This is a genomic window from Pseudomonas sp. AAC, assembly GCF_000725445.1.
GTDB lineage: Bacteria > Pseudomonadota > Gammaproteobacteria > Pseudomonadales > Pseudomonadaceae > Pseudomonas > Pseudomonas citronellolis.
The window spans coordinates 42,689-64,810 of record NZ_KL647104.1; the positions used below are offsets into that span (position 1 = coordinate 42,689).

Consider the following 22,122-nt stretch of genomic DNA (forward strand, 5'->3'; position numbering starts at 1 on the left):
GGCTTACGGAAGCTGAGCGACGCAGGTCGCTAGGCCGGCGCAGAGTATAGTCACAGACTTAACACGCAGCGGGCATGAGGCAGATGCTGCCAAGCCCTCTCCGTTTAAACTGGGCTAGGCGTGTTGCTTTCACGGATTGAACCCACAGGCTTGCTCTGCCGGTCGCCTCTTCGCGAGGCTGTCAACACGAATGCGGTTGGCTGATCAAATCGGATGCAATCGCTGGTCATGTGAGGTGCTATTTCGCAGCCTGCTAGCGTGGTCGTTTGCCAGTGCCGGCGAATGCCAATCTATTGTGCTTGTTGGCTCGCGATCCAATGATGGGCTGTTGATCTGGTGTCCACTGCATATTGTGCTCCTTAGAGGTACTTCTTGAAGCTGGCAGCTGTGATGCTGACCGAAACACCCAGCAGCGATGCACAGGGCAGCAGGACCAGGAGAGGGCTGATGCTAATCGGTATGGCGAGATACAGCGTCCAGGGCAGGATCGCCAAGGGAAGCATCGTGCTTCTGGCCTTGTGGTACAGGTAGCTGGACTCCCGGCCGGCGCCGAACTTACGCAGGTCGCGCCGGACCAGTCCGTCGACTAGACCGGTGAAGGCCGCCATGGCGAAGAGCGGGATCGTCAGCACCAGGACCACTGTCCTGACGCAGAAGGTCAGAATTGTGAAGAGTGCGGCCAGGGCATAGGTCTGCACGGTGGACACTCCCTGGGCGGCGAGGTAGCGGACGTCGAATTCCGATCTGGGGCCTGCCTGCGCCACCGAGGACATCCCTTGCATCCAGTCAAAGAGGCCGGTTTTCACGATCAGCCACTCGTAGATCAGGCCCACGATCCATTTCGCCGTGTGGCCGGGTTCCTGGACCAGAACGCTGTGCAGAAGTCCCTGGGACAGCCATCCCAGCTCGTAATTGAGCATTTCCTGGGCATGCTGCCAGCCAGCCTCTGGCCAGAAGAAGTAGAGGCAGAGCCACTCCACTACCACCGCTGCCAGCAACGAGCCGAAGAGCACGCCGGCGAGCTGGAAGGGGAGGCCAATGATCGTACGCAGGAGGGACTCTGGGCGCTCCTGCTGGGTCTGGGCTCGTTCAGCGATTTCAGCCATGGTTCATCTCTCAAGCCGCCTCGTCGCTGCCGCCCAGGTGACGGAAATCGTCGACCAGGTCGGCAGGGAGCCCATCGTTGATGTTCTGGTAGCCGGGGGCCTCCCACCATTCCCCGGAGTTGGATGTCGCTCCTTTGCGCATGCCTGCTGCCATTTCCTGCAGGTTCTTCGGTAAGACCTCGTCGGGATCGTTGGCAGGTAGTGGCATGCGGATCTTCCACAGGTTTCCGCCTTCGATGAGCGCAAAGCACTGTCCCTTTGGCAGGCCTACCACGTGTGCCGGCTCAATCATTGGCACGCTGGTCATCTGCACCTGGTCGTGGGTATTCGAGGTGAACGCCGTCTTGCCGTTGACCGAGTCGTTCGCACTGCTCGCCGGCGTGCTGTTGTAGATCTGCACCTTGGGCAACTGATTGGTCAGCAGCTCGGCCGTAGCTGTCTCACGAACCCGTAGCATGAACAGGTTGTTGAAGTTACCCACGACCTGGCCAGCTTTTGCCCGGGAGCCGATCTTGGCCTCGATGTCGCTCAGGGTCTGCGTATACGCGGTCACCTGGATGCCGGCTCCGCCTGCCTTGTTGACCATGGGGATGAACTCGTCGCCGATCAGCTCGTTGAACTCGTCGGCGTGAAGGTTGATACGCACCTTGCCTGCGGCCTGGCCGCCGGGAAGGCCATCGTCGAGACCATGTTTGTAGATGTGGCCGGCAACCGAGACCAGGTCGCTGAACATCGAGTTGCCGACGGCCGAGGACACCTCGGTATCCGACAGGGCGTCGAGCCCGATGTAGACGACAGCGCGCTTCCGGATGACCTGCATCCAGTCGAAGATTGGCCGCGAGTCGTTGAGGTCCAGGTAGTCGGGTGAGAGCAGCTCTGCGATCCGGCCGGTCGTGAGTTTCTCCAGGAGCGGCAAGAGCGACGCGACGATCTTGTCGAAGTAGGTTTTGTCGTAGCGCACTGCGCTGCGCAAGCCATCCATGACGGAGTCCGAGATGCGCTTCTGCGTAAGGTAGGCATCGATGGCCACCACCCGCAGCGGCCGGTCTTTCATTGCGAAGCTGAGAGTCTTCCGGTCGATCTTGCCCTCGATGGCCACGATGGCTTCCCAGGCCTTGAGATCGTGATCGGCGAAGTATTTCTGCGCGTACTCCACAAACAGTTCGTCGATGTTGATGACGTGCCGGCGGATCTGCTCGTAGTCCGGACGCCTGCCCAGGGCGACCAAGGACTGGGCGATGATGTTGACGAATCGCCAGGCAAATTCTCGGAATGCCGCGCTGTTCCCCTCGCCAGACAGTTGCCCGGCGATGCGAGTCGCCACTTCGCTAATGCGGCCAAACCGCCCGACAGCATTGTAGCGGGCGGAGATGTCGGGCCAGCCCAGATGGAAGACGTAGAACTCATCCAGTCTTCCCGCACGGGCGCACTCGACGTACATGCGCTTGAGTAGATCGGCATCGCCCTTCGGATCGAAGACGATTACGACCTCGTGATCGGGCTGCTCGCTTTCGCGCCGACGTCGGTGGCCATGGTGAACGGTCTGGGTACGCCGCCCCATCTGGACGCGCCGGCGCCGGCGATGGGTTCGACGGATATCTTGGGTGATGAACAACTCGGCGAGTCGGGTCTTGCCCACCCGAGTTGTGCCCAGAACAAGCGTGTGGCCCGGCCGCTCCCCCAGCGCCAAGCTGACGTCGTGCTCCTCTGGCTCGATACCATGTAGCCGTGGCAGGCCTCCAACGGGTGGTAGAGGCCGCGCTGGGTTCCAGGATGAGTCCCACGATGTGGCCTTGGCCAGAACGCTCAGCGGGAATGGTGCGAACTCCAGTCGCTCCTCGAGGCGCCGCGCGCGCTGGTACAAGGGCGATGGCTCTACATAGGGGGCGAACTGAGGGAGGTAGGTATCAGCCAGGCGTTGCGTATGCTTTTGAGTCCAACGGAATCCCTTGCCGATAAACAAACGCTCGTTGCTGATGGGCATCTCGGCGCTGGTCATCGTGTAGTGCGGTAGTCGACGGATGTTCTTCTGGTAGCGAAGAACTCGAAGCGCTTGCATCAGCCGGATCGTTCCCAGGTAGGCGAACATCAGCGCAGCGATCAAGCCGAAGAGCGGCGTAAGGGCTAGTGCCCAGGGCGCTAGGACACAGAGCGCCGCGGCCATGTAGCTGATGGTGGTGGTGTATAGCTCCACAGGAGGGCGCAGTAGCGCATCCAGCGTATACGTGGCGGCCATGGCAATTAGCTCCCCGGAGACGTGATGCTTTGTTGAGGATCCTGCTGGTTTCCTGTTGCGAGCCGTTCGCGCAGACGCTGGAGCATGGCTAGGAGGTCGTCCTCGGTTCTCCAGGCAACGCGGCCGCCGAAAAGGGTGATGACGTGTTGCATCTGGTCGAGCATGAGGTCCTGGCGCCGCACGTCCTTCGGCAATTCGATCATCAGGGTCATGCGTGGAGAGTTGAGCGACGACAAGAGCGCCTCCTACTGCTGGACGGTGGTCGATGTGATGAGGACGGGGTAGTGGCGTAGGCCGAGTCGACCGGCGATGTCCGATCCCAGCGTGGGGAGCAGTTGTAGGCCCGGTCCCCACTTCCTCACTTCGGCCAGACGGCTCGGCCCGCTGACGTTTACTACCAGCCCTACCGCCTGCAGTTGTTGGAGCTGCTGCAGGTGCTGCTGCAGCCAGGTCCTGGAACGCTCATCGTCCCCAACCAGGAACAGGGGCTGGAGCCCTGGAGCGTTGATCACCCGGCCCTGAACTAGGCCGGGAGTCATCTCCGGCGTTACAACGGGAAAGGCTCCGCCCATTTGGACGCCCTGTAGTGGAGGGCGCTGGGCGTCAGCCGGATCAGGTACGAGGTCCTGGTAGTAGGGGAGGGCGGAAACACCACCATGATCCTCGAGGACAACCAGTTGGCCAGCGGATGCCAGGGTGTAAGGGAAGGTTAGGCTGAGCGCGACCAGGCAGCGCGCGAGCGGAAGCTTCATGGGTTGGTCACCAGGAGGTTGATGCCGGTTACTCGGCTGAGGTGGCGGGCGAACGACTCGCGATAGCGCGCAGCTGGTGCGCCACCGGCAGGCCGGTGGTAGCGACCGGCAGCGTCGATCCAACTGCCTCCCTTCGCTTTTTGCTCGCTGAGAATTTCGGCAGTAACAGCCAGGTTCTTGTAGGGGTCGAGGCCTTCGCAGGGGGAGCTGTAGCGATGGCCATTCGCGCCAATGTTGGTTTGCCCGAGTCCGACGTCGACACGAGCGGGGCCGGCTGTGACGAGAGCGATCATCAGCGCCTGGCAGGCATCTTTCCGCGTGGCGAACCGATAGCCGGCGCCGGCGACGTTCAGCGTCCAGGGCCATGGCACCAGTTGGTCGCGGATCCGCGCGCCACTCTCCTGCAGCGCGACGGAGTAGAGGACTACCGACGGTACGCCATGCGCGATCGCTATCGTCTGATAGGCCGGTGGTGGCTCTTCGGCGGCGCGGGCTGATACGCAGAGCTGCAGCGCAGTGACGAGGGCAAGGAAGCGGGTCACTGGCGTTGCCATTGTCCGTTGACCTTCATGACGGCAGCGGGCAGCTCACCTCCCAGGCTCAGGCCAAGCCAGCGGCCCTGGTCATGGTTGAGCGTGATCTGCCGGCTCTTCACATTTGCCGGCTCGATGCCGGCGAGGATCGCCCAGCGCCGGATTCGATCGTCATCGCCCTGGCTACCTACGAAATACAGGTCGAAGGAGCGTTTGGCGGTCTGCAGCGCGCGCACCTGGTCGATGCACGGAGCGCAATCGTCCTTCACAAAGACTGCCAGGCGCCCGCTGCTCTCCAGGGTTGCCTTGCCGGCCGCGCCGTTGCGGCTGGAGCTCGGGGAGATCTGGATGACCTTTTCACCCGGGTACATGCGGGTGTTGGCTTCGTCGTAGGCACGCTGGTACGCAAGCTCTTTTTCGACACGCTGTCGTTCTGCTTGCACCTGCAGTTGGGCATACCGTTGCCGCTCCGCGTCCGATTGCGCCTCGATGCCCAGCGCTGTCAGCGGGTCAAGGCCTGGGGAGTAGATTCCGCGGGGACCTTGCATCAGCAGCTGATATCGCTCGTATTCCTGCTCAGTGAGCCCCCATTCACGGGCCAACTGGTCTTGCTGGGCCTGCTGACCGAGGTTCTGTTCTGCTGTGTGTTGCCACTGCGAGGCGGCGGACTGGGAGCTTTGCTCGGCGCCCGACGTGCAGATGCTTGCCAGCATCAAGCACGCCGAGGCAGCTGCTATTGCGAAGTGATTGAGAGCTCGTTTATGCATGGTCGGACCTATGGCTGCAGGCTGATGGTCTTGGTTGTGCCGGCGGCGTCGAACCGAGCGGCTCGGTCGTCGAGAGAGTTGAGTCGCCAGGTAGTGCCGGCGACTGCGTCGCCGGGGCGAATCAGGTAGATCTGGCTCAACCGCGTGCTGCCCGGTGGGGCGACCGAGAGGAAGCGTTCGCCTCCTCGGTACTCGATGCCCACGATGTGGAACGGCGGAGGTTCCGGCGGAGAAGGTTTGGCTTTAGGAGGGGAGGGCTTAGCTTTCGCGACAGCGGGTTTCTTGGTTGGGGCCGGTGCTGAGGCCGGTTGGGCTTGCGGCCTCTTCAGCTCCTGGACGGAGTTGCTGAGTGTCTCCAGGTCGGCCTTCAGTAAAACGATGTCCCCTGCAGAGGCTGACGTCTGCGCGAGCTGGCTCACGTTGTCGGCTGCTTGTTTGGCATATGCCTGAGCCGCGTCTATCCGGTTGGATAGCGCCTGCTGGGCAGCTCGGAAATCCTCATCGCTGACCATGTGCTGGCCGGCGAAGGTGTCGACTCGCTCGTCGAGCTTGCCCACTCGGCTGAGAAGAGCGTTGATCGACGTTTTTTCGGCAGCACCTTCCAAGGAGCCTCGCATATTGACCAACTGGTACTGCTGGTAAGCCGCGAGGCCCCCGAGGGCAAGAAATCCTATCGTGATGAGCAGCGATGATCGGGTAGGGCGCAGGTTCATGGGTGTCCTCTCGAAGCCGGAAACACCCTCGCGCATCAGGGGGATGGCTGCAGCAAGAAATGCGTAGCCCACCCGCATGGATTTTTTCTGATGTTGGTTGACCTTAAGATGACCTTCTTGACGTGACGTTGGGACCGCGGCTCCTAGATTAGGAAGGGGAACTATCTTTAATATTCATTGAGGCCCATCTCAGTTTTTCTGTAGAGAAAAACTAGCTGGGGCATGTGGCAGAGGAGCTGGACAGTGGGAACTGTAATCACATTGGATGTCGGAGGGTTGGAACTCTGTTATTCCAAAAATCATGTTGGGATAAATCACGGCGCTCTATTTCAGGAGGTTGATAGAAAAAGAACTCGTGGTCGAAGTATTAGTGATTATGGTGCGCGAGATGGTCTGGAGGATGATTCTGCTGAGTTGGAGTGGGCGTTTAGACGAACTTTGAGGCACGTCAAGCCGAGGCTGGAGTTGCTCGGTTATACATTGATGCGAGCAAAGTTCGAGTACGAGAATTATCTTTCCTCTATAGTTGATTTGGATGAAGGGGAAGCCTCTCCGATGAGTTTTGAAGAACTCCTGGCTTTCATTAAGTCGCGGCCTCTTGAGACCTTTGAGGATATTTATGATGGAGGTGTGGATTTTGAGTGGATGAAGGGGAATTTATTGCATGATCCACGGCTGGAGAGAATTCCTACTATTGAGGGTTATGATAATAATTTTTATTCTGAGCTAAGTTATTTTCGGACGCTTATAGATTTTTTGCATCCTTATTTGTTTATGCGGATGCTTTGTGAGAACTCAGATAATCTTAGATGCGAGGTGGTTTGGGAATACGGCCCTTTGGTGGATGCTGGATGGGCAAGTGAAAGTGATTTCAATGCCGGGGTCGAAAGAGCAGATAAAATTCTAGTTGTCACAGAGGGAACGTCCGACGCGCTGATAATTTCCCAAGCGCTTAGTATCCTTAGGCCCGATGTGGCAGATTTTTTCAAATTTATTGATGCCGCAGGCCATCCCTTCTCTGGAACTGGAGGTTTGACAAAGTTTGCAGAAGGTCTAGTTAATATTGATGTTCAAAACCAGATTGTTTTTGTGTTCGATAATGATGCTGAAGGAGTGGAGGCTTATGGCAAGGTTGGAAGGCTAAAGCTCCCGAGTAATATGCGTAGGATGTGTTTGCCTGATCTTGTCGATTTTGAAGATTTCCCGGTGTTTGGGCCGGAAGGGGAGGGCATGGCTAATATTAATGGTAAGGCGGCTGCAATTGAGTGTTATTTGGATCTTGAGCTGCCGGGATATAATCCGGCTCGTGTTGCTTGGACTAATTATAAGCAGTCACTAAAGTTGTATCATGGTTCTTTGGATTTTAAGGAGTCGTATACAAGGGATTTTATGTCCCTTACTGCTGAGGAAATAAAAAGTAGAAATTACGACTTTCACAAAGTTGGCGCTGTGCTTGATGCATTGCAGAAAGAATGCGTTCTCATGGCGCAAGGACCAGTGCTGTGAGGCTATTAATCTCGCAACGGAGTGATTATAGAGGGAGCATCCCTTCGTTGGCTTACAGCCTTGCTTACGCGATAGAACTCGAATTCGTCCGCTGGCAGGCCTTTGAAAAACTGGAGAGCCTTATTCGCAAGCTCGATAATGTACCGACTCCAGATGGCAGGATACCAAGCGAAATTGGGTTTAAGAACCAGAGTGGTTGAGACGTAATTTGTCCTAATGCGCATCTGCGCTTATCTGGCCACCTGACTACACTCGATTTGACCAGTTACTTTTACCAGATCTGACGCATTTACTGCGTGGCCGCGATCCGCATATAACGCCCCATAGCACGTTCAGCCGGCTAGAGCCGCAGCACTCCATCCGAAGTGCGTTTCTTAAATCCAACGTCGGGTGCGAGAGCAATACTCAGCAAAGTCATCGCCAAACAAGCTTTGAAGCGCTCGCTCCTCGGGACGAATCTGCCAACGATCGATCCAGAGAGCGAAGGCTGCGACACCTACAAACGCAAAGAACGAAGCGAGCAGGACTGCCCAGCCCACCAGCATCAGGGTGAATCCTAGGTACATCGGGTTTCGCGTCAGTCGGTAAATCCCTTGGGTGACTAGATCGCTGGCCGAGTCAGGGCTCAGCGGATTCACCGTTGTCCTTGCCCGCCGGAACGAGCGAACGCCCGTGAGGCAGATAGCGGTGCCCGTAGCCGTGATGGCCAGAGACAGCGGGAGCCGCCAGATCAGCGACACCTCCAGGGGCGGCAGCAGTCTGGCGGCAAATCCCATCAGCAAGGCGCAGACCAGCATCAGCACAACGGGCGGGATGCGATGCTCGAGCCACGCCATGATCTTCAGTTCCGGCTCTTGGCGACTTCTTCGCGAACCATCTGGCGCAGCACGTCCGGGCTGTACTGCATCAGTTGCTTGCCGTTGACGAAGAAGGTGGGTGTGGACTTGATGCCAACGGTCTGGACGTCCTGCTTGTCGGCGGCGAGTACCGCATCGACGGCCGGGGCGTACATGTCCTTTCGGGCTTTCTCGACGTCCAGCCCAACAGCGGCAGCAGCGTCCCAGGCTGCGGCGGCGGTGGCGTCGTCATGCCACTGTGGCTGCGCCTTGAGGACCACCTCCAGCACCTGCGGGAACAGGTTCTGCTTGCGCGAGGCTTCGAGCATCCGCACCACCTCCTCGGAGCCCTTGTGGAACAGTACGTAGCGCAGGACCAGGCGCACGTTCTGGGTGTCCTCCGCGAGGATGTTCTTCACATAGGGGTAGAAGGAGCGGCAGGCCTCGCAGGACGGGTCGAAGAACTCGACGATGGTGACGGGGGCGCTGGCCCGGCCGAAGGAGGGCGAATGGAAGCGAACCAAGTTGTTCTTCACCGAGGCGGGCGGCGTTGCTGACGTTGTCTCAAGGGCCGATTCCGATGTTTTCTGAGGCTTGAAGACGTATGCCGCCGCAGCGAAGACGCCGAGTAGCAGCACGCAGATGGTCACGACAAGGGCGCGGCGATTCATGGCGTGGTTCTCCGGCGAACGATGAGCAGGGTGGCGGAAATCAGGATGAAGGCGAGGAGCGCCAGGAAGGGCAGCGGAATCACGCCGAACAAGGTCGTGTTGGCGTCGGTACAGGAAGGACCGGTGGGGCTGCAGGGCTGTATCTGCTGAGGAATGATGCCGGCATAGAGCAGGCTATGGCCAAGGGCGAATAGGCCACCGATCACCGACAGTGGCAGCGCATAGCGCCAGATCTCGAAGTCTGATCGGAAGCAGGCGATCGCCAGTAGGATCGCCAGCGGGAACATGAGGATGCGCTGGTACCAGCACAGCACACAGGGTTGTTGGCCAAGCACTTCGCCGATGAACAGGGCTGCGAGCGTCGAAACCAGTGCCACCAGCCAGGCAAAGAGCAGCAGATACCAGGCGCGCGAGCTGAGAGCTTGAGTCATGGCGGGCACCCTCAATCGCTGCCGGGGAGGACGGCGGTGAAGGTCGCAGGAACTCGCTGCCCGTCGCTGAACTTCAAGGTCATCTGCACCTTGTCGCCCACGGCCAGTGGCACCTGGCGCTGCATGAGCATCAAGTGATAACCGCCGGGCGCGAAGCTGAGTTTTCCGTTGGCCGGGATTTCTACCTGCATGAGGTGTTGCATGCTGGCGGTGCCGTCGCGTTGCACGCTCTGGTGCATCATCACGCTGGCGAAGGCAGGACTTTCGGCGCCTTCGAGGGTGACAGACGTCGGGCTATCGTTGGTCAGGGTGAAATAGCCGGCTGCCGGCAGGTCGCCAGGCAGAATCCTGATTCGGGCATCGCCGACCTCGATGGCGGCCTGGGCAAACATCGAGGTCAGTAGTAATGGCAGGCATAGCGTGCAAGCGTATCGCATCCTTTCGGTCCTCATCCCTTAGGGGTTTTTAGGCGATCCGCAGCAAGAGACTTCTGCGGCGGTGTTCTTGGCCGGCTCACTGATGCCGAGCAATGGGCTCTGCGTCGTTTTTACCGGCTCGCTGCAGGAGGTCGTATGCTCGGCGCAGCACGAGCTGAGTGCTTTCGCCGGCGCCGGTTCGCAACAGGCAGTGGCTTTTACGGCCGTCGCAGTAGCGGCGCCGCTCTGCTCGTCACAGCAGCCCTTGCTCTGGGATGCGGGTGGCGCGCAGCAGGTGTCGGTGGTTGTATTGGTTCCGCCACAGACCCCCGCGCTGGCAGCGCTGCTGGTGGCAACGACCGCTTCTGCCCGTGGCGCTGGGTTGGCTCGCCACTCCGCCAAGGCTTCGCGGATCACCTGCCAGGCCGAGTGCAGGAACAACGCGGCGATGGCCAGACCGACGATGATGTCCGGCCACAGGCTGCCGGTCACTGCCACGAGCCCGGCCGCTACGATCACGCTGGAGTTGGCAAGCAGGTCGTTACGCGAACAGAGCCAGGTGGAGCGCATGTTCAGGTCGTCGGAACGGTGAGCAAAGAGGAGGTAGAAGCACCAGCCGTTGGCCAGCAGGGCGAGCAATCCTACGGCGCCCATCCAGTCCGCTGCTGGAACTTCTTGTATCAGGAGTTTGCGAACGGCATCGGCCACCACCACCAGGCCGAACAGCAACATGAAGCCGCCCTTGAACAGCGCGGCTCCGGCCCGAGCGCGGACGCTGCGATGCAGGACGAACAAGGTCAGCGCATAGACCGAAGCATCGCCGAACATGTCCAGGGAGTCCCCCAGCAGGGCTGTCGAGCCGGCGATCCAGCCTGCGGCGAATTCCACCAGGAACATCAGGGCGTTGACCGCCAGCACGATGTACAGCACGCGGGCCTGTTTGGCGCGCAGTTGTGCCAGTTCCCCGGCTTTGTTTTCGCAACAGCTGTCCATGGTGGACTCCCGCTCGGTCGATTCAGCGGGTAGGATGGACCTTATAGTCGCTATAAGGTCAAGAGCCATGAACGATGCCCAATTCACCATCGGCCAGCTCGCACGGGCCACGGATACCAAGTCGGTGACCATTCGCTATTACGAGCAGCAGGGTCTGCTCGCGCCGCCGGTTCGCACGCCGTCGGGCTACAGGCTCTACAGCGCGCAGGAGCGGGATCGCCTGCAATTCATCCGGCGCAGCCGCTCACTGGGCTTCAGCCTGGATGACATCCGCGAGCTACTGGGCTTTTCTGACCACCGCCAGGCCTCCTGCGCCTCGGTGGACGCCAAGGTGGCGGAGCAGTTGGTGCAGGTGCGCTCGCGCATTCGCGACCTGCAGGAGCTGGAGAAGGAATTGCAGCGGCTGCTCGCCTGCTGCCACGGCGGGGTGATCGAGGAGTGTCGGATCATCGAATCGCTGAATCGCTGAATCGCTGAATCGCTGAGGGCGTCACTTGTCGTATCCCCCCTGGGGGGATATTCTGGGCTTCAGGGTTTCATGCCCCGGAGGGCTCCCGATGCTCTGGATTCTGACCAAGTACGCCACCACTGCCGGCATCGTCGTGCTCGTCTCGGAGCTGGCCAAACGCAGTGACCGACTGGGTGGGCTGGTGGCGGCATTGCCGCTGGTCACCGTGCTCACGCTGATCTGGCTGCAGGTGGAGAACCAGGGGCAGGACAAGATCGCCAACCATGCCTGGTACACCTTCTGGTATGTGGTGCCGACGCTGCCGATGTTCCTGCTGTTTCCGGCGCTCCTGCCGCGCCTGGGGTTCTGGCCGACGCTGATCGCCAGCATCTTCGTCACCTTGCTGTTGTTCGCCCTCTTTTCATTGCTGATGCACCGATTCGGCATCGAGCTGTGGTAGAGCCACTTTTTACGCTGCACGAGGAATTCACATGCAGGATCACGGGCCGCACTCTTCCCATGAGGCGGTGCGCAAGCGACTCAAGCGCGCGGAAGGGCACTTGCGCAGCATCATCGCAATGATCGAGGAACAGCGCGCCTGCGTGGACATCGCCCAGCAGCTGCACGCCGTGGAAAAGGCGGTCTGCCGGGCCAAGCGAACCTTGATTCAGGATCACATCGATCATTGCCTGGAGCATGCGCTGGATGATCCACAGGGGGTGAAGCCGGGCGCGCTGGACGAGTTTCGCGAGATCACCCGTTACTTGTGAGCGGCGAGCTCCGCGCATTACCGAATCGTCATCTTTCGCTCAGGATGCCGTTAGGCATGGGGCCTTAAGGTGTTGTCATCCACGGACAACAGCCATGAGGCCCTCCATGAAAGTCAAAAGTGTTCTGCTCCTCGTCACTCTGCTCGGTACCTCTTCCTTCGCCCTGGCCGATGGCGGCGGCGATATCACCTTTGCGCGCATGGAGCAGGCTCGCCAGCAGGCAATGAAAGCAGCCCAGCAAGTGCCGGCGCAGATCGAAACCGCGAAGAACTGAACAGCCGTCGACAGAACAGCGGCCGCGTCCCGAAAGGGGCGCGGCTTTTGCCGTTTCCGGCTTTCCGGCGAGGACGTTTCAGTAATGTAAGTCGCTCGCCATGCTCTGGTCAGCACCTGCCTCGTATCGTGTTGGAAACTCGAAAGGAGACAGGCAATGAGCAAATCGAGCTTTTCCAAGGCAATCGGCATTACCGCGGTCTTTCTGCTAAGCCAGGCATTCTTCGCCTCTGCCCAGGCGGTGCCGGAGGACTATGTGCAGCGCATGGAGACCCTCAACGATCAGGCCGTGCGTCAACATGCCGAGGCGGAAGGCAAGGCCGTTCCCGCGGTGGAAGACTATCGCTTTGGCATGAAAATGGATGTGGCCAAGGTCATTCATGTCACTCCAACGGCGAGCGCTAACCTGTGCGGCAATGTTCCCAAGTTGATGTCCTACGAGGACAGCACGGGAGAGCTGAAGAGCATCCGCTATACCGTCAACGGCAACTGCCGCAACGAGCGCTAGCTCGCCGTGCCGCATTACCGAATCGTCATGAGTTGCTCAGGCTGCTGTTAGGGGCCGGATCGTAAGGTGGAGTCAATGCATAGCACTGACTCCACCGAGGCGATCACGATGAAAATTCAGCACGCTCTTCTGTTCACCGTCCTGTTCGGTTCGACATCGCTGGCCCTGGCCGACGGCGGTGGCGACATCACCTTCTCGCGCATGCAGCAAGCGCGGCAGCACGCGATGGCGGCTGCTCAACCCTCGGCCACAGAGGTCGCACAGGCCAAGCAATACACCTACGGCATGGACCTGGATATCGCCGAGGTCGTTTCGGTGACCCCACTCAGCCGCGACTGCGGCGTGGTCCCCGTACAGATGCGCTACAAGGACTCCTTCGGCGAAGAGCAATTGGTCGAGTATCGCCAGGAGCGCTTCGCCTGCCGCTCGATTCGCTGAGTCAGTCGGCCCGGCGCGGGAATTTCAACAGGAAGCGGGTAGGGCCCGCTTCCGAGCTCTGGGCGCTGACCGTTCCCTGATGCAGGTCCATGATCGTGTTGACGATGGCCAGACCCAGCCCGGTTCCCCCCGCGGCACGGGTGCGACTCGGATCGACGCGATAGAAACGCTCGAACAGGTGTGGCAGGTGCTCGGCGGCAATACCAGAGCCTGGGTTTTCAACCTGCAGTGCGATGCCTGATTCATCCTCGCTGATCCGGACTTCGACGATGCTCCGCTCAGGGGTATGGCGGATCGCGTTGGAGAGTAGGTTGGAGATGGCTCGCTGGATCATCAGTCGGTCGCCCAGCACCTGTGCATCGCCGGTTATTTGAATCTGCAGGTCCTTCTCTTCCGCGCTGAGTTCGAACAGCTCGGCAACTTTGTGCGCCTCTGCGGCCAGATGCACGGGATCGCCGGGCAGGAGGGTCTTCGGATGGCTGACCTGGGCGAGGAACAGCATTTCGCTGACGATGCGGGCGACCCGTTCCAGCTCTTCGACATTGGACTCCAGCACTGCCTGGTAAGCGTCGTTGTCACGCGGGCGGGAAAGCGCTACCTGGGTCTTGCCCAGCATGTTGTTGATCGGTGAGCGCAGCTCATGGGAGAGATCGTCAGAGAACTGCGTGAGTTGCCGTACACCTTCGTCCAGCCGGCCCAGCATGGTATTGAGGGCATGAGCGGCATCCTTGAGTTCATCCGGCAAGCGTTTGACTGGAATGCGATGGCTCATGTCGTCGGTGGAGACCAGTGCGGCCACCTTGCCGAAACGCCGCAAGGGCAGAAGCCCGCGTTGCGCCGCGAGTCTTGCGCCCAGCGCGATCAGTAGCAGAAGCAGCGGCGTCGACAGCAGCGAAGAGCGCAGGAAGGCGCCGAGCAGTGCGGCATCGGCGTGGCGGTCAAGGGTGAGAAATACCCGCACGGACTCACCGTTCTCAAGCGTCACGACACTGCGCGAAGTCAGCAGGTTATGGCCGTTGCCCGCCGTCCATTCGCGACTGCCCTTTTGTAGCGGCAGGCGATCCAGGGTCTGCCAGTCTACGAAAGACTCGGTCTGCATCAGCGGAGGTAGGCCAGGCGCAGTCGGTAGCAATGTCAGGCTTAGGTAGTCATGGCCTATGATCAGGTCACGAAGGGCATGGGTGCCCTGAGGCAGGATGCCGGGGCCCATGTCCTCGTCAAGGCGATGGCGAACCTGATCCATCTTGCTGTCCAGCGACTGCCGCGCGCGGATGTCGAGCTGGTGTTCGAGTACCAGATAGGTCAGGGTGATCAACAGCACCATCAGCACCGAGCCGAGTAGGCCAACCCACAAACCGATCCTCAGCGACAGGCTAGCCGGCTTCATTCGCGTGACTCCAGTACATAGCCCACGCCCCTGATCGTGTGGATCAGCTTGCTGGGGAACGGATCGTCGACCTTCGCCCGCAGGCGGCGGATAGTCACTTCGACCACGTTGGTATCGCAGTCGAAGTTCATGTCCCACACCAGGGAAATGATCTGCGTGCGCGACAGGACTTCGCCGCTGCGGCTCATCAGTAACTGGAGCAGAGTGAATTCCTTGCTGGTCAGATCGATGCGCTGTTCACCGCGAAAGGCACGGTGACGGCCTGGGTCCAGCTCCAGATTGGCCACCTGTAGAACCTGGCTGGGTTGCGCACGCTCTCCGCGCCGCTGCAAGGAGCGGATGCGCGCCAGCAGTTCGGGAAACTCGAAGGGCTTGAGCAGATAGTCGTCGGCCCCCAGGTCCAGGCCTTTGACCTTTTCGCTGAGGCGGCCGCGTGCAGTGAGCATCATCACGCGGGTATCGGATTTGCTGCGCAACTGGCTCAGTACTTCCCAGCCGTCCATCTTCGGCAGGTTTACGTCCAGTACGATCAGGTCGTAGGGAAACTGGCGGGCCAGGTGCAGTCCGTCCAGGCCGTTGTCGGCGTGGTCCACCACATAACCGCTTTCGCTCAGCCCCTGCCGCAGGTACTGGGCAGTCTTGGGTTCGTCTTCGACGAGAAGAATTTTCATCGGTCAGCTTCCGCTCTACTTCATCGGGCAGTGCCCCAATGTGCGGGGCGCAATGGCGGCGGAGTCTAAAAGCTGTAGTTACTACAAGGTCAATGTGGTGCAGGGCTGGGTAACTGTTTCTGCGGATTACCGGAACGCTGTCGTGCTCAGCCGCTCTGGCGCGGGGGGCTGGATTACATCTTTGTAATTTGACAGTCACCTTGTCGCTAGTGGCTCACCTTTAGATTGGCGCAGCAAATGACGGCTCTTGCCGTCGAATCTGGAGCCAGCGGGTGAGGTCTATGGTGTGTTCGAGTCGATTCGCAAAGGGAGTTCGATCAGGAGGGCGTTGGGCCATTGGCCTCGCCGTGGCCTGGAGTCTGTCGAATTCCGCCGCAGCACGTGATCTGGGTATCGAGGAGGCGATGCAGGCGGCGGTTGCGAACAACCCCTCGTACTCCGCCGGCTCCCGTGAAATCGGCATTGCCCAGGGGCTTCGCCAGCAGGCGGGATTGCTGCGTAACCCTACCTTGTCCTGGGAGCAGGAGGGCACCGAGTCACGCAATCGCACGACCACCGTCGGCCTGACCCAACCCTTCGAGCTGGGCGGCAAGCGCGGCGCGCGCGTCGAGCTGGCCGAGCGGGGGGAGGAAGTTGCGGCACTGAGCGTCGAAGAGCAACGCAACGCCTTGCGCGGCGATGTCATTGCCAGCTTCTATTCTGCCCTGCGCGCCCAGGAGCGCGAGCGCCTGGCACAGCAGTCTGTGGCATTGGCCGAGCGGGGAGTGAAGGCAGCCCAAGGTCGTGTTCACGCCGGGAAGGCGCCTCCACTGGAAGCCAACCGCGCCCAGGTGCAGCTGGCGGAAGTAAAGCTGGAGCAGGAGCGTGCCGCACGGGATCGCGCCGATGCCTACCAGAACCTCGCCGTGCTGATGGGCCTGCCGCGCCCCGATTTCACCAGCGTGCTTAGCGACACCACCAGGCCGCTGCCGGAGCTGCCTTCGGATGTGACGCTGCTCGATCGACTGGGCGACAGCGCCTCGCTTCGTCTTGCGCAGAGCCGCATCGATCAGAGCGAAGCCGCGTTGCGCCTGGCGCGCACTCAGCGCATCCCGGACCTGGACGTCACCGTCGGCACCCAGGAGGCCATCGAGGAAGGCAACCGCGACCGCATTGCCGTCGTCGGCCTGAGCCTGCCGTTGCCGCTGTTCGACCGCAATCAGGGCAACATCCTGGCCGAGTCGCGCCGTGCCGATCAGGCCCGCGACCTGCGCAATGCCACCGAACTGCGGCTGCGCCAGGAAACGCAGCAGGCCCTGCAGCAGTGGAGCACCGCGCAGATGGAAGTGAATGCCTTCCGCCAGACCATCCTGCCCACCGCGCAGACCGCGGTAGAGAGCGCCACCCGTGGTTTCGAGATGGGCAAGTTCGGCTTCCTCGAAGTGCTCGACGCCCAGCGCACGCTGATTACCGCTCGCGATCAGTACTTGCAGGCGCTGGCCCAAGTCAGCGATGCCTGGGGGCGCATAGAGCGTGTCTACGGTGATGTCGGCTCGGCCTCACGCTAAAGGGCGCGCGGCGCGTTTTCTGGTGGGGTGGGTGCTGCTGGTCTTGCCGACTTGCGCACCCGCCCCGGGTTTCGTCCGGGATCTGGGAGTGGCGCACTGGTGCGTCCATGACCTGTTTCAGGACCTGCATCAATTATTTTCCAGTCCCGACGTCTGACGCCTTTGGCGCGGTCGGGCTCATTCCGGAGTCCTCATGGTCAAGAGAGTCCACATTGCAGGGGCCGTCGTACTGGCGTCCGTCCTGGGTATCAGCGCCTTCACCTGGCTGGGTGGGGAAAGCCAGCCAGGCGCGCATCAGGACGATGCGACCCACGCCGACAACGAACACCACGGCGAGGCCGGCGCATCGGCGCATGCGGAGGCGTCCGGGCATGCCGATGGCGAGCATCACAACGCTGAAGGGGGGGAAGAAGCCGGCGAAGAGGAAGGTCTGCACCTGAGCGCGGAGCAGATCAGCGCCGCGGGCATCAAGCTGGTCACTGCCGCCCCGCGTGCGCTCGATGAAGCCGTCAGCCTGCCGGGCGAGATCGGCTTCGATCAGGACCGCACCGCGCACATCGTGCCGCGTACAGCGGGCGTGGTGGAGTCGGTGTCGGTCGATTTGGGCCAGAGCGTTAAGAAAGGCGACCTGCTGGCCATCATCTCCAGCCAACAGATCTCCGAGCTGCGCAGCGAGCTGGCCGCGGCGCAGCGTCGCGTCGCCTTGGCCAACACCACCTTCGAGCGCGAGCGCGAGTTGTGGCGCGAGAAGATTTCCGCCGAACAGGACTACCTCCAGGCGCGCCAGGTATTGGAAGAGGCGCAGATTGCGCTGGCCAACGCCAAGCAGAAGACCAGCGCCCTCAGCGGGGTTACCGCCAGCGGTGGTGGCAACCGTTACGAGCTGCGGGCCCCCTTCGACGGTGTGGTAGTGGAGAAGCACCTGGTGCAGGGCGAAGTGGTCAGCGAAACCACTAATGCCTTCACCCTCTCGGACCTCTCGCGGGTCTGGGCGACCTTCAGCGTCGCCCCGCAGGACCTGGCGCGCATCCAGGTCGGCAAGCCCGCGCGAGTCGAAGCACCGGACCTGGGCATGCAGGTCGAGGGCCGCGTTGCCTATGTCGGCAATCTGCTCGGCGAGCAGACCCGCAGTGCCGTAGCCCGCGTCACCCTGAACAACCCCGATGGCGCCTGGCGCCCAGGGTTGTTCGTCAACGTGCGAGTCAGCGCCCAAGCGCGCCAGGTGCCGGTGGCCATTCCGGAGCAGGCGGTGCAGACGGTGGAGGAAAAGCCCAGCGTGTTCGTCCGCAACGCCGAAGGCTTCGAGGCACGCCCGGTCAGCCTGGGCCTGCGCAACGACGGCCATGTGGAAGTGATCGATGGCCTGGCGGTGGGCGATCAGGTCGCCAGCGAAGGCAGCTTCATCCTCAAGTCGGAGCTGGGCAAGAGCTCGGCGTCCCACGCTCACTGACAAGGCGCTGACATGTTCGAACGCATCATTCGATTCGCCATCGAGCAGCGCTATCTGGTGCTGCTCGCCGTCCTCGGCATGGCCGGGCTGGGCATCGCCAGCTACCAGAAGCTGCCCATCGACGCCGTGCCGGACATCACCAACGTCCAGGTGCAGATCAACACCTCGGCGCCGGGCTTCTCGCCACTGGAAACCGAGCAGCGCGTGACCTACCCGGTGGAGACGGCGATGGCCGGCCTGCCGGACCTGCAGCAGACTCGCTCGATCTCCCGCTCGGGCCTGTCCCAGGTGACGGTGATCTTCAAGGACGGCACCGATCTGTTCTTCGCCCGCCAACTGGTCAACGAGCGCCTGCAGCAGGCGCGCGAGCAGTTGCCCGAGGGCGTGGAATCGGCCATGGGGCCGATCTCCACCGGTCTTGGGGAAATCTTCTTGTGGACCATCGAGGCCGAGGAGGGCGCGCGCAAGGAGGATGGTTCCCCCTACACGCCGACCGACCTGCGAGTCATTCAGGATTGGGTGGTCAAACCGCAGCTGCGCAATGTCCCCGGCGTGGCCGAGGTGAATACCATCGGCGGCTTCGCCAAGCAGTTCCAGGTAGCGCCCGACACCCGCCGACTGGCGGCCTACGGCTTGACGCTGACGGACCTGATCACCGCCCTGGAGCGCAACAACGCCAACGTCGGCGCCGGTTACATCGAGCGCAGCGGCGAGCAGTTGCTGGTGCGCGCGCCTGGCCAGGTAAAGGATCTGGAAGACATCGCCAACATCGTGGTTGCCAACGTCGATGGCACGCCGATCCGTATGCGTGATATCGCCGAAGTCGATCTGGGCAAGGAACTGCGTACCGGTGCCGCGACCGAGAATGGCCAGGAAGTGGTGCTCGGTACGGTGTTCATGCTGATCGGCGAGAACAGTCGTACCGTGTCCCTGGCGGCCGCCAACAAGCTGGCGGAGATTAACCGTACGCTGCCCCAGGGCGTGAAGGCGGTGACCGTCTACGATCGTACTCAACTGGTGGACAAGGCCATTGCCACGGTGAAGCGCAACCTCACCGAGGGCGCGATCCTGGTGGTCGCGGTGCTGTTCCTGTTCCTGGGCAACATCCGCGCGGCGCTGATCACCGCCATGGTGATCCCCCTGGCGATGCTGTTCACCTTCACCGGCATGTTCAGCAACCGTATCAGTGCCAACCTGATGAGCCTGGGCGCGCTGGACTTCGGCATCATCGTCGACGGCGCCGTGGTGATCGTCGAGAACGCCATCCGCCGCCTGGCCCACGCGCAGCAGCACCATGGCCGCATGCTGACCCGCAGCGAGCGAATGCACGAAGTCTTCGCCGCGTCGAAGGAAGCGCGCCGCGCGCTGATCTACGGGCAATTGATCATCATGGTGGTGTACTTGCCGATCTTCGCCCTCACCGGCGTGGAAGGGAAAATGTTCCACCCCATGGCCTTCACCGTCGTGTTGGCCCTGCTGGGGGCGATGATCCTCTCGGTGACCTTCGTTCCGGCGGCCATCGCGCTGTTCATTACCGGCAAGGTCAAGGAAGAGGAAAACCTGCTGATGCGCGGTGCCCGCCGGGCCTACGAACCGGTGCTGGACTGGGTGATGGGGAGTCGCGCAGTGATCTTCGCTTTCGCGGCGGTGCTGGTGGTGCTTTCGGGCGTGCTCGCCAGCCGCATGGGCAGCGAGTTCGTTCCCAGCCTTGGCGAGGGCGACTTCGCCTTGCAGTCGCTGCGTACGCCGGGCACCAGCCTGTCGCAGTCCGTAGCCATGCAGGAGCGGTTGGAGAAGCAGGTCCTGGCGAAGGTGCCCGAGGTGGAACGCATGTTCAGCCGCACCGGCACCGCGGAAATCGCTTCCGATCCGATGCCGCCGAACATTTCCGACGCCTACGTGATGCTCAAGCCCAAGGACCAGTGGCCGGATCCAAAGAAGAGCCGTGCCGAACTGGAAGCGGATATCCAGAAAGCCGCCGACGGCGTGCCCGGGAGTGCCTACGAACTGTCACAGCCGATCCAGTTGCGCTTCAACGAGCTGATTTCCGGCGTACGCAGTGACGTGGCCGTGAAGGTGTTCGGCGATGACATGGCGGTGCTGAACCAGACCGCGGAGCAGATCGCTGGCGTGTTGCGCAAAGTCCAGGGTTCTTCCGAGGTGAAGGTCGAGCAGACCAGCGGCCTGCCGGTGCTTACCGTGAACATCGACCGCCAGCGTGCGGCACGCTACGGATTGAACGTTGGCGACATCCAGGACACTGTCGCGGTGGCCATTGGTGGTCGCGAGGCTGGCACACTGTTCGAGGGCGACCGTCGTTTCGACATGATCGTGCGCCTTCCTGAGCGACTGCGCAGCGACATCGACGCGCTGTCGCGCATGCTGATTCCAGTGCCTGCTACTGGCTCGGCGACCCGCATCGGCTTCATTACCCTGGGCGAGGTGGCGCGCCTGGAGTTGGTGCAGGGGCCGAACCAGGTCAGCCGCGAGAACGGTAAGCGCCTGGTGGTGGTGAGCGCCAACGTCCGTGGCCGCGATATCGGCTCCTTCGTCACCGAGGCGAGCCAGAGCCTGGAGCAGCAGGTCAAGCTGCAGGCCGGCTACTGGACCACCTGGGGTGGGCAGTTCGAGCAACTGCAGTCGGCGGCGCAGCGCCTGCAGATCGTGGTGCCGGTGGCGCTGCTGCTGGTGTTCACGCTGCTGATGATGATGTTCAACAACGTGCGCGATGGCTTGCTGGTGTTCACCGGTATTCCCTTCGCATTGACCGGCGGCGTGGTGGCTTTGTGGCTGCGGGACATCCCATTGTCGATCTCCGCTGGCGTCGGTTTCATCGCTTTGTCCGGCGTGGCGGTGCTCAATGGCCTGGTGATGATCTCCTTCATCCGCAGCCTGCGAGAGGAGGGACGCAGCCTTGACGCCGCGATTCGCGAAGGGGCGCTGACGCGTCTGCGGCCGGTGCTGATGACGGCTCTGGTAGCGTCGCTGGGCTTCGTGCCCATGGCTCTGGCCACCGGCACTGGCGCCGAGGTGCAGCGCCCGCTGGCAACGGTAGTGATTGGCGGCATTCTGTCCTCCACCACGCTGACGTTGCTGGTGCTACCGGCGCTGTATCGCTGGATGCATCGCAAGGACGAAGATGCCGAGGCCAGCGAGGATGCGCCGGCGCTTTACTGATCCTGACGACCAGCAACGGAAAAGGCGGCACCTGAGGGTGCCGCCTTTTTTGTGGGCGCCTCCCGTCCTGCTCCATCAACGCACAGGCGAAGCCACGGTAGCCAAGCCCGGGATTCGGGTACTGGATGTGAGCGCGCGCAGCGGCAGGCGGGATGGCGGGCAAAAAAAAGCGCCCGGGAGGGCGCTGCGGAGGGTTTCTCTTCCCCCAAAGGAAGTCTGGAGCACTGGGAGGAGAAACGGATAGGGAAATCAGCCACCGTCTTGGGGAAGGTGACGCTTACCGTTATACCTTCGGCCGTTTAACGCGTCGGTGAGCACGGTGTGACAATTTCGACAGCTTGACCGCGCGCCTCTCCACGCTGCTTTTTCCTGGCCACGCCGGGACAACCTGCAGCGGCTGAAGCCGCCCTCCGGCTCGGAGCTACCCATGGTCGGCCAGTTTGCAGGGCACCGCGACTGGAATGGGCGCTGCGTGCGCGGCAGGTCGGGCTGA

Annotated in this window: 24 protein-coding genes; 10 read left to right on the plus strand and 14 right to left on the minus strand. The window is 61.5% G+C overall.

All coding sequences use genetic code 11. The annotated features are described in order from the left end of the window. Positions 1–359: 359 nt before the first annotated feature. The 7 genes from FG99_RS30100 to FG99_RS30130 form a co-directional block, all read right to left on the minus strand. Positions 360–1,106 (minus strand): TIGR03747 family integrating conjugative element membrane protein, encoded by a 747-nt coding sequence (locus tag FG99_RS30100; RefSeq protein WP_043273911.1) that lies wholly within the window; start codon positions 1,104–1,106, stop codon positions 360–362. Positions 1,107–1,116: 10 nt separating this feature from the next. Beyond that, the gene (gene traD / locus FG99_RS30105) at positions 1,117–3,342 is read right to left on the minus strand and encodes a type IV conjugative transfer system coupling protein TraD (protein ID WP_043273912.1); all 2,226 of its coding nucleotides are present in this window, start codon (positions 3,340–3,342) and stop codon (positions 1,117–1,119) included. 5 nt (positions 3,343–3,347) lie between these two features. Next, a complete protein-coding gene (locus tag FG99_RS30110) occupies positions 3,348–3,578 on the minus strand; it encodes a hypothetical protein (RefSeq protein WP_141678572.1) in 231 nt (76 codons plus the stop codon). A gap of 9 nt (positions 3,579–3,587) precedes the next feature. Further along, positions 3,588–4,094 (minus strand): integrating conjugative element protein, encoded by a 507-nt coding sequence (locus tag FG99_RS30115; protein ID WP_043273914.1) that lies wholly within the window; start codon positions 4,092–4,094, stop codon positions 3,588–3,590. Beyond that, the gene (locus FG99_RS30120) at positions 4,091–4,648 is read right to left on the minus strand and encodes a lysozyme family protein (RefSeq protein WP_043273916.1); all 558 of its coding nucleotides are present in this window, start codon (positions 4,646–4,648) and stop codon (positions 4,091–4,093) included. The genes FG99_RS30115 and FG99_RS30120 overlap by 4 nt, the downstream gene beginning before the upstream one ends. Next, positions 4,633–5,340: a TIGR03759 family integrating conjugative element protein gene (locus FG99_RS30125; RefSeq protein ID WP_081884769.1), complete on the minus strand. Its 708-nt coding sequence runs from the start codon at positions 5,338–5,340 to the stop codon at positions 4,633–4,635. Before FG99_RS30125 ends, FG99_RS30120 begins: the two co-directional genes overlap by 16 nt. A 62-nt stretch (positions 5,341–5,402) precedes the next feature. After that, entirely contained in the window at positions 5,403–6,107 is a 705-nt protein-coding gene (locus FG99_RS30130) for a hypothetical protein (RefSeq protein ID WP_051879444.1), read from the minus strand. A 243-nt stretch (positions 6,108–6,350) separates the two neighbouring features. Here FG99_RS30130 and FG99_RS31815 point away from each other — a divergent pair, with 243 nt between their 5' ends. Next, positions 6,351–7,613, plus strand: coding sequence for a HEPN/Toprim-associated domain-containing protein (locus FG99_RS31815; RefSeq protein WP_065327973.1), 1,263 nt, complete (start codon positions 6,351–6,353; stop codon positions 7,611–7,613). Positions 7,614–7,987: 374 nt separating this feature from the next. Here the strand turns inward: FG99_RS31815 and FG99_RS30135 are convergent, their stop codons facing one another. The 5 genes from FG99_RS30135 to FG99_RS33035 are packed head-to-tail and all read right to left on the minus strand — an operon-like array spanning position 7,988 to position 10,960. After that, complete coding sequence (locus FG99_RS30135; RefSeq protein ID WP_043273918.1) at positions 7,988–8,449, minus strand: methyltransferase family protein; 462 nt, start codon at positions 8,447–8,449, stop codon at positions 7,988–7,990. Between the two features lie 5 nt (positions 8,450–8,454). After that, positions 8,455–9,120: a DsbA family protein gene (locus tag FG99_RS30140; protein WP_043273919.1), complete on the minus strand. Its 666-nt coding sequence runs from the start codon at positions 9,118–9,120 to the stop codon at positions 8,455–8,457. Continuing rightward, positions 9,117–9,551: a disulfide bond formation protein B gene (locus FG99_RS30145; protein ID WP_043273920.1), complete on the minus strand. Its 435-nt coding sequence runs from the start codon at positions 9,549–9,551 to the stop codon at positions 9,117–9,119. The genes FG99_RS30140 and FG99_RS30145 overlap by 4 nt, the downstream gene beginning before the upstream one ends. An 11-nt stretch (positions 9,552–9,562) precedes the next feature. After that, complete coding sequence (locus tag FG99_RS30150) at positions 9,563–9,988, minus strand: copper chaperone PCu(A)C (RefSeq protein ID WP_043273921.1); 426 nt, start codon at positions 9,986–9,988, stop codon at positions 9,563–9,565. 18 nt (positions 9,989–10,006) lie between these two features. After that, the gene (locus FG99_RS33035) at positions 10,007–10,960 is read right to left on the minus strand and encodes a cation diffusion facilitator family transporter (protein WP_081884771.1); all 954 of its coding nucleotides are present in this window, start codon (positions 10,958–10,960) and stop codon (positions 10,007–10,009) included. A gap of 67 nt (positions 10,961–11,027) precedes the next feature. Here FG99_RS33035 and FG99_RS30160 point away from each other — a divergent pair, with 67 nt between their 5' ends. The 6 genes from FG99_RS30160 to FG99_RS30185 all read left to right on the plus strand — a co-directional run bounded on the left by FG99_RS30160 (position 11,028) and on the right by FG99_RS30185 (position 13,397). Then, a complete protein-coding gene (locus FG99_RS30160) occupies positions 11,028–11,429 on the plus strand; it encodes a MerR family transcriptional regulator (protein ID WP_043273922.1) in 402 nt (133 codons plus the stop codon). Positions 11,430–11,517: 88 nt separating this feature from the next. Next, on the plus strand, positions 11,518–11,868 hold the full coding sequence (locus FG99_RS30165) for a DUF3147 family protein (RefSeq protein ID WP_043273923.1): 351 nt from the start codon (positions 11,518–11,520) through the stop codon (positions 11,866–11,868). 31 nt (positions 11,869–11,899) lie between these two features. After that, the gene (locus FG99_RS30170) at positions 11,900–12,178 is read left to right on the plus strand and encodes a metal-sensing transcriptional repressor (protein ID WP_043273924.1); all 279 of its coding nucleotides are present in this window, start codon (positions 11,900–11,902) and stop codon (positions 12,176–12,178) included. Positions 12,179–12,284: 106 nt separating this feature from the next. Then, positions 12,285–12,452: a co-regulatory protein PtrA N-terminal domain-containing protein gene (locus tag FG99_RS32575; RefSeq protein ID WP_169890401.1), complete on the plus strand. Its 168-nt coding sequence runs from the start codon at positions 12,285–12,287 to the stop codon at positions 12,450–12,452. A gap of 156 nt (positions 12,453–12,608) precedes the next feature. Continuing rightward, a complete protein-coding gene (locus FG99_RS30180; RefSeq protein WP_051879426.1) occupies positions 12,609–12,959 on the plus strand; it encodes a DUF2790 domain-containing protein in 351 nt (116 codons plus the stop codon). A gap of 75 nt (positions 12,960–13,034) precedes the next feature. Further along, positions 13,035–13,397 (plus strand): DUF2790 domain-containing protein, encoded by a 363-nt coding sequence (locus FG99_RS30185; RefSeq protein WP_236225492.1) that lies wholly within the window; start codon positions 13,035–13,037, stop codon positions 13,395–13,397. Between the two features lies 1 nt (position 13,398). On the opposite strand, the gene FG99_RS30190 is transcribed toward FG99_RS30185, so the two are convergent. Beyond that, a complete protein-coding gene (locus FG99_RS30190; protein ID WP_043273926.1) occupies positions 13,399–14,784 on the minus strand; it encodes a heavy metal sensor histidine kinase in 1,386 nt (461 codons plus the stop codon). Next, on the minus strand, positions 14,781–15,455 hold the full coding sequence (locus FG99_RS30195) for a heavy metal response regulator transcription factor (protein ID WP_043273927.1): 675 nt from the start codon (positions 15,453–15,455) through the stop codon (positions 14,781–14,783). Before FG99_RS30195 ends, FG99_RS30190 begins: the two co-directional genes overlap by 4 nt. A 347-nt stretch (positions 15,456–15,802) precedes the next feature. Between FG99_RS30195 and FG99_RS30200 the strand changes: the two genes are divergently transcribed. The 3 genes from FG99_RS30200 to FG99_RS30210 all read left to right on the plus strand — a co-directional run bounded on the left by FG99_RS30200 (position 15,803) and on the right by FG99_RS30210 (position 21,629). Beyond that, the gene (locus FG99_RS30200) at positions 15,803–17,002 is read left to right on the plus strand and encodes a TolC family protein (RefSeq protein WP_236175243.1); all 1,200 of its coding nucleotides are present in this window, start codon (positions 15,803–15,805) and stop codon (positions 17,000–17,002) included. 193 nt (positions 17,003–17,195) lie between these two features. Beyond that, on the plus strand, positions 17,196–18,452 hold the full coding sequence (locus FG99_RS30205) for an efflux RND transporter periplasmic adaptor subunit (protein WP_043273929.1): 1,257 nt from the start codon (positions 17,196–17,198) through the stop codon (positions 18,450–18,452). Positions 18,453–18,464: 12 nt separating this feature from the next. Beyond that, entirely contained in the window at positions 18,465–21,629 is a 3,165-nt protein-coding gene (locus tag FG99_RS30210; RefSeq protein ID WP_043273930.1) for a CusA/CzcA family heavy metal efflux RND transporter, read from the plus strand. Positions 21,630–22,122: the final 493 nt, after the last annotated feature.